Raw genomic sequence first — 6,153 nt, 5'->3', positions numbered from 1 at the left:
CGCCCGGTCTATTCACCACCCGCGCAGCCGGTCGCAGCGACCCCGCCGGCTCCGATGCCGCTGCAGTCGGCGCCGTCACAGGTCTCGTCCGATCCGGGCGAGTCCGTGGTGCGGCCGCCCCTGCCGGTACGCTAGAGCGTTCGAGCGAAGCGGGTACCGGTTCGCGTCAAGAAACGCGTCAAAACAAAGAGCCCGTTCCGATTCGATCGGAACGGAAAAGGCTCTGGTCTAACCATCGGATGATTGTGAGACGGCGGATTTCCGCGTTACGATGGCGCGCTGTGTGAGGCTGGTCTGCCTTGCAGGGCCTATTGGTGAGGAGTCCATGAGCTTGACCGATCCAACCTCCTTCTCCACCTCGGAATTGTCCAACCGCATCGCAGTGCTGCGCGATAACATCCGCCAGATCACCGAGCAGGCCGCCTCGCAGTCCGGCGCGGCCGACGAGGAACGTAACTCCGAGCGGCTGGCGCAGCAGAGCGACGAGCTCGATCTCCTGCTCAAGGAGCAGGAGCGTCGGCTCAACAAGTGAGCGGCACGACGCGCGAACGTCCGGACGGGTCTGGCGTCGCGCCGCGACAACGTGGCGAGCGCCGACCGAAAGATCGAGACGCAACGTGAGCAGCCACGCCGCTTGTTTCGACCGGCGCCGACACGAAGTCCACAATCGGCGCACCTTCATCTCATATTGACGCGGACCACGGCGAACCCAGATGCCGCGCAGGATCGCCAAACGCATAGGGCTTGCCATTCTGGGTACGACCGCGCTGCTGGTGGCGCTGGCTTGCGTCGGCCTGGGCTTTCGTGCCTACCGCCAGCATATCGCAGCGGGAGTCCTCGCGATCCATTCCGCCAACGGGGTGCAGGAGGCGGGGTTCGTCGACATCGGCGGCATCAAGCAATGGGTCCAGATCCGCGGTGAGGACCGGAATAATCCGGTTCTGCTGTTCGTACATGGCGGCCCGGGTAGCTCAACCCTGCCCATCTCGTCAGGCTGGCGCCCCTGGGAGACATACTTCACTATCGTTCAGTGGGATCAGCGCGGCACCGGCCGCACCTACGGTGCGACGGGAGACGCGATTGCGCCAACCATGACGTTGGAGCAGATGACCCGCGATGGCATCGAGCTTGCGGAATATCTGCGAACCCATCTGCACAAGGACAAGATCATCCTCGTCGGGCATTCCTGGGGCTCTTTCCTCGGAGTGAACATCGTCAAGCAACGTCCTGATATGTTTTACGCCTATGTCGGCACCGGACAGGTCGTTGGTAGAGCAACCTTCGAGAAGAGCTTCGAAATCAAGATAGCGCATCTGCAAGCATCGGCGCTGGCTACAAGCAACGCCGCGGCTCTGGCCGAGCTGTCGCCGATCGCGTCGCGGCCGGTACTGAATGACGCAAATCGGCTTGCGGCGGAAAAATGGAGCAAGGCGTTGGCGCTTCCGTCGGCTGACAGCTTCGAGCTGGTGGCTCCCATCCCGCCCGTGTTCATGCCGGATTTCTCTTTGCTCGACTGGTACAACTGGAGCAAGGGGATGGCGTTCTCGGCAAAGTATTTGCGCGGGCGCGAGGGCCCGATGTTTCAACACGATCTGGCGTCATTGGGGTTCGAATTTCCGTTACCGATGATCCTCATCGAGGGTGATAAGGACGACATCACCCCGAGCGAGCCGGCAGAACGATATTTCGAACAAATCGTCGCGCCGCATAAGGAATTCATTTCGATCCACGGCGGCGACCATTTCATTCCATTCGATCGACCCGATCGGTTTCTGACCGAGCTTGTGACCCACGTGCGCCGGTTCGCGCATCCGCCGAGCGCCGGGCCGCGGTGATAGCCCAAAATCATGGCGCTTGCCCGTTGCCGAGAGCGCTTGCGGGCGCTAGCCTCACACGAAACGAGAGGTTTGAGGGAGGTTCCAAGGATGCGTTATGTTCTGACAATGGCCGCGTTGCTGGTTGCGGCGGCGATGCCGGCCAAGGCCGCATCGGGCCAGGCCGAGCCGCGCTCGACCTACGTCACGATGGTACTGCAGGCTTTCGCGGCCAAGGTCGAGTGCCCCGGCACCAATCTGGTTTATCAGGACCTCGTGCAGCGGGCGCAGGACATGCACATGCCCGACGGCACCACGGAGCAGGTGCGCAAGGCCATCGCCTATCTGCACACCGGCGGCAAGATGGGTGAGAAACAGGACGACACCCTAATGGCCGAGGTCGCACTGGCGACCCAGATCACCGACCATGACCAGCGCAATGTCGGCATGAAGGCCTGGTGCGCGGACCAGCCGAAGCGGCTGGCCGGCTTCATCCGCACCAGCGCGGCACCTGCAACGGCGACCCCGCCTAGCGCCGCAGCCGCAGAGCCGACCAAGCAATAACGGCGACCGGCGCACCGACGCCGAGCCAGCACATCACGCGCCCGGACTCGTCGAAGGCGAATGCCGCGACGAGACCGAACGCGCTGAGCGCCGCCAGCGCAAGCGGCGCTGCAAACACCCGGGTCATGCCGCCTCCTCGACGGAGCGCTGGCCGATGCTTTCGCGCGTGCGCGGCCGCCACCGCAGCGTCCGCGCGGCCCACAGATAGAGGCCGCCGCCAAGCACGACGATGGTGATGATATCGAGGACGGCCCAGATGATCTTCAGCGGCTGCCCGGCGTAGTCGCCGAAATGCAGCGGCTGCGACACGAACAGCGCCTTCAGATAGAGCGGCAGCTCGCGGGTGTCGGTGACCTCGCCGCTTGCGCCGTCGAGCAGCACCGGCTTGAGCAGCCGCGAGGTCAGCGGCCGGTCGCCGCGCATGAAGGCTGCGAAATGATGCGACGAGGAGAACGGCGTTCCTGGAAAGGCGATGAAGGCGACCTCCATGCCCGGCGCGGCTTTCACCGCCTCCGCCACCACCTTGTCGAGCGAGGCGAGTTGCGACGGCGGCGGCGCGCCGGCATAGCGGCTGACCATGGCGGCGAGCTCGGTCGCACGCCATTGGTTCAGCATCGGCTCCGCCAAAGTGTTGATGGCGCCGGTGGCACCGACCACGATGGCCCAGACCAGGGTCGTGATGCCCAGCAGATTGTGCCAATCGAGCCATTGCACCCGCCGCGATGATTGGCGCCGCAAGGTGCCGAAATCGAGCCGCCGCGTGAACGGCCAGTACAGCACGATGCCGGAGGCGATCGCGATCAGGAACAACAGCCCCATGGCGCCGAGAAACAGCTTGCCGGGCAAGCCCAGATACATGTCGGTATGCAGCTTCAACAGCGCCAGCATCGGCCCGGCGCCGACCGGCCCCGCCGCATGCGCATCATAGGCGTCGAACGCCGTGACCACGGCTTCGTCAGGCAAACCGCCCGCGGCGCCGTTGACGTAAGCCGTGACCAGGCCCGGCGGGTCCTTGTCCCAGGCCAGATATTGCAGCACCTTGCCGGGCTCGCGGGTGAACGCGGCGCGGCCGATCGCGTCGAGGGTGGCCCTATGGCCGTCGGCGGGCGCCGAGCGCGCCTGCGGCGCATAGCCGAGCCAGCCGTCGATCTCGTGATGGAAGATCAGCGGCAGCCCGGTCAGGCACAGCAGCAGCAGGAAGATTGTCGAGATCAAACTCGTCCACTGATGCACCCACCGCCAGATCCGCACTGCCCTCGCCGTCACCGCAGCCCGTCTCCTGCCCGTCACCGTACGCTGCTTAGCATCAGCGCGCGGCGAGGAGGCAACGGGAGACTTTGAATCGGTCTAATGACGCGCGATGCACCGGCATCTGCGGCGGCATGCCGCGGGACCAGTTCCGTCGTCAGCGCCGGATCAGGTCTGCGGTCCCGACAGCGAGATATCGCGCTCGGCGCGGAAGATATTGGCGTATAGATTGGCAATCCACTGCCGTCCGGTCGAGGTCATGTTGAGATAGCGGATCTCGGTCTGGATGTGCGGTGAGACGCTCTGCCAATAGAACTGCGGATAGCGGTTGACGATGTCGGCTGGCGAGTCGTAGCCGAGCTGCCGGTTGATGCCGACCTCCTCGAACTCGTAATAGAGCGCGTTGGCCTTGCGGATGTAGTTGGGGTCGCCGAGTTGGCCGATGAAGTCGGCGGCGCGCACGATCGACTGCTCCTCGTCGAACTGCTGGCCCGGCAGCGGCGGAAAGCGCGTGCCCTCGATCGCGCGCGCGATGCGCTCCTTGTCGAGCGGCTCCATGTTGACGATCCGCCGCATGACAAACAGCTTCGAGCGGTCGACGTGATACGGCATCAGCCCGGCATCCGAGGCGCCGCGCGGCAGCACCACCTTCTGGTCGGCATCGTCGACGACGAATTCGTCATCCTCGTTCTCGAACAGACCGCGGACATAGCCGATGTCGTGCAGCAGGCAGGCGATGATGACATGGGCATAATCGTTCGGCGTCACATGAACATGCAGCGCGCGGCCGCGCAGGATCTCGTGCGCAGCCAAGGTCACCAGCAGCGTATGCTCGACGTTGTGGTAGAGCGCATCGCTATTGCCGATGCATTCGAGCGCGACCCGGGCTGTGGCGGGCACCAGCTCGGCAAGCCGCGACTGCAACGATCCAAAACGGCGACGCATATAGGAGCCGAGGAATTCCTCCAGGGCATTCGCCGCGAGCTCCGGTAAGGTCATCATGGTGCTGCCCCGCTTCAGTCGAACTGCCGCGCTGACTCCGAGCACTGATGCTGTGCCGTTGAGCGTGCAGCATAACCGAACTCGGCGAGCTCGGCCACAGGCCGGACCCTGTGCGTGATCAACTACGCAGGAGCGGGGGTCGCATTGCGTGCGTTAGGACAGGCGCCGGCGGACGCGGCGACATCGGCCGGCGCGGATGGTCTTGTCCACGGAAGGTATTCGTCGGCCTCGGGCGAGGTCCTCAGGCGACATCGGCCTGCGGACTGTCCTGCGCCTCTCCCGTCAATGCGTCGAGATCGACCAGCGCAGGATCGTCGGCGTCAGGCTCGACCTGGAGCTGACCACCGCCATGGACATGCATCAGCGTCTGCACGCGCCTGGCGTTGAGGTAGTCGACATGCTGGTGCTGCAGTGCCGCGGGCAGCAGGCCCTTCGGCAGCGCGACCATGGTGAAGGCTGCAGCCCGCCTGGCATCCTCGCCCTCGCGCCAGGTCAGCGGGCTTAGCGTGTAGACCATCTGCCGGTCGGTCTCGGGCGCCGGCAGCTGCTTCATCTCGGGCGGCGCCAGCAGCGCGATATTGGCGTTGCCGGCACGGGTGCGCACGGCCGCCGAACGCAATTCCCAGCAGATCAGCTCCGCCATCGCCAGCACCTCGCGCCTGATCTCGTCGACATCCCCGCCGAAACGGGTGGCCTCCGACATCACCGGCTTGCTGCGTGTCACCGCGTCGACCAGCGCGGCGGCGCCGATCTCGAAACCCGGCACCGCCCGCTCGATCGCGGACGCAACTGCCTCGATCTCATTGGCCGCCTTGTCACGGTCGCGCTGCGCCACGGCCTCGCCGAGCCCCCGTTCGGCCAGCACGATCTGCTCGTCGCATTCGGCCAGCGCAGCACGCAGGGCTTTCGCCTTGTCCTCGACCTGCCGCATCTTGGCTTCCGTGCGGTCGAGCTGCAAATTGGTCGCGCCCGCTTTCGCCAGGGTCTCGGCAGCGTTTCGCCGTTCGTCCAGCGCCTGTTCGGCCACACGCAGCCGGTCGTCCAGCTTGCGACGGGCCGCCTGCTTGTCCTTCAGCGCGCGTTCGAAGATCTCGACCGGGCTGAGTTCGCGCTTGAAAAAGGCCATGGCACTGTCCCCTGCCGACGCACGGCGAATCCGCGGCCGAATCATGTCCCTCGATTCATGCTGGAAAATTGGGTCGGAAACTAGGATGCGCTGACAAGCGTCCACTGCCCGCCTTTCGCCAGCCCGCCTCTTTGCCAGCCCTTGGATGGTTGCGCATCCTGGACGGGTTCGGGCCCGCACGCCTGTCCATGGCGTGCCGGCCCGACGCATTGAACCGGTCAGATCAATATGTCAGCTCTGATGCGGGCCGCGCATCATCTTCATGGCATCGGCGATGTGCCGCCACTCCTTGGCCTCGTCGGCTTCGCCATGGCTGTCACAGGCCTGCGCCTTTTCCGAAGCCCGCGCGATGGCACCAGGGCCGATCTGCTCCAGCATCTGGCGCGCGATGGAGTGGAT

The 6,153-nt window shown here is 65.0% G+C and carries 7 protein-coding genes; 3 read left to right on the top strand and 4 right to left on the bottom strand.

The window, feature by feature from the left end; genetic code table 11:
• The first annotated feature begins 325 nt into the window (after positions 1 to 325).
• The 3 genes from WA702_RS07495 (at position 326) to WA702_RS07485 (ending at position 2,378) form a co-directional block, all read left to right on the top strand.
• The gene (locus WA702_RS07495; protein ID WP_425109896.1) at positions 326 to 532 is read left to right on the top strand and encodes a hypothetical protein; all 207 of its coding nucleotides are present in this window, start codon (positions 326 to 328) and stop codon (positions 530 to 532) included.
• A 181-nt stretch (positions 533 to 713) separates the two neighbouring features.
• Positions 714 to 1,835 carry an alpha/beta fold hydrolase gene (locus tag WA702_RS07490; RefSeq protein WP_425109895.1) on the top strand — a complete coding sequence of 374 codons (1,122 nt, stop codon included), beginning with the start codon at positions 714 to 716 and terminating at the stop codon, positions 1,833 to 1,835.
• A 90-nt stretch (positions 1,836 to 1,925) separates the two neighbouring features.
• On the top strand, positions 1,926 to 2,378 hold the full coding sequence (locus WA702_RS07485; RefSeq protein ID WP_425109894.1) for a hypothetical protein: 453 nt from the start codon (positions 1,926 to 1,928) through the stop codon (positions 2,376 to 2,378).
• Here WA702_RS07485 and WA702_RS07480 read toward each other — a convergent pair.
• The 4 genes from WA702_RS07480 to WA702_RS07465 all read right to left on the bottom strand — a co-directional run bounded on the left by WA702_RS07480 (position 2,344) and on the right by WA702_RS07465 (position 5,754).
• Positions 2,344 to 2,505, bottom strand: coding sequence for a hypothetical protein (locus WA702_RS07480; protein WP_425109893.1), 162 nt, complete (start codon positions 2,503 to 2,505; stop codon positions 2,344 to 2,346). The genes WA702_RS07485 and WA702_RS07480 overlap by 35 nt on opposite strands.
• On the bottom strand, positions 2,502 to 3,644 hold the full coding sequence (locus WA702_RS07475) for a PepSY-associated TM helix domain-containing protein (protein WP_425109892.1): 1,143 nt from the start codon (positions 3,642 to 3,644) through the stop codon (positions 2,502 to 2,504). Before WA702_RS07475 ends, WA702_RS07480 begins: the two co-directional genes overlap by 4 nt.
• Positions 3,645 to 3,794: 150 nt before the next feature.
• Complete coding sequence (locus tag WA702_RS07470) at positions 3,795 to 4,628, bottom strand: HD domain-containing protein (protein ID WP_425109891.1); 834 nt, start codon at positions 4,626 to 4,628, stop codon at positions 3,795 to 3,797.
• Between the two features lie 241 nt (positions 4,629 to 4,869).
• The gene (locus tag WA702_RS07465; protein ID WP_425109890.1) at positions 4,870 to 5,754 is read right to left on the bottom strand and encodes a hypothetical protein; all 885 of its coding nucleotides are present in this window, start codon (positions 5,752 to 5,754) and stop codon (positions 4,870 to 4,872) included.
• Positions 5,755 to 6,153: the final 399 nt, after the last annotated feature.

The sequence above is a fragment of the Bradyrhizobium sp. genome (assembly GCF_049798375.1).
Taxonomy (GTDB): Bacteria; Pseudomonadota; Alphaproteobacteria; order Rhizobiales; family Xanthobacteraceae; genus Bradyrhizobium.
The sequence above is the reverse complement of the archived record's forward strand: the minus strand, read 5'-3'. Positions and strand labels throughout refer to the sequence as shown.

Coding starts and splice junctions, on each gene's coding strand:
- WA702_RS07495 (WP_425109896.1), top strand. CDS start 326: ATGAGCTTGACCGATCCAACCTCCTTCTCCACCTCGGAATTGTCCAAC.
- WA702_RS07485 (WP_425109894.1), top strand. CDS start 1,926: ATGCGTTATGTTCTGACAATGGCCGCGTTGCTGGTTGCGGCGGCGATG.
- WA702_RS07465 (WP_425109890.1), bottom strand. CDS start 5,754: ATGGCCTTTTTCAAGCGCGAACTCAGCCCGGTCGAGATCTTCGAACGC.
- WA702_RS07480 (WP_425109893.1), bottom strand. CDS start 2,505: ATGACCCGGGTGTTTGCAGCGCCGCTTGCGCTGGCGGCGCTCAGCGCG.
- WA702_RS07490 (WP_425109895.1), top strand. CDS start 714: ATGCCGCGCAGGATCGCCAAACGCATAGGGCTTGCCATTCTGGGTACG.
- WA702_RS07470 (WP_425109891.1), bottom strand. CDS start 4,628: ATGATGACCTTACCGGAGCTCGCGGCGAATGCCCTGGAGGAATTCCTC.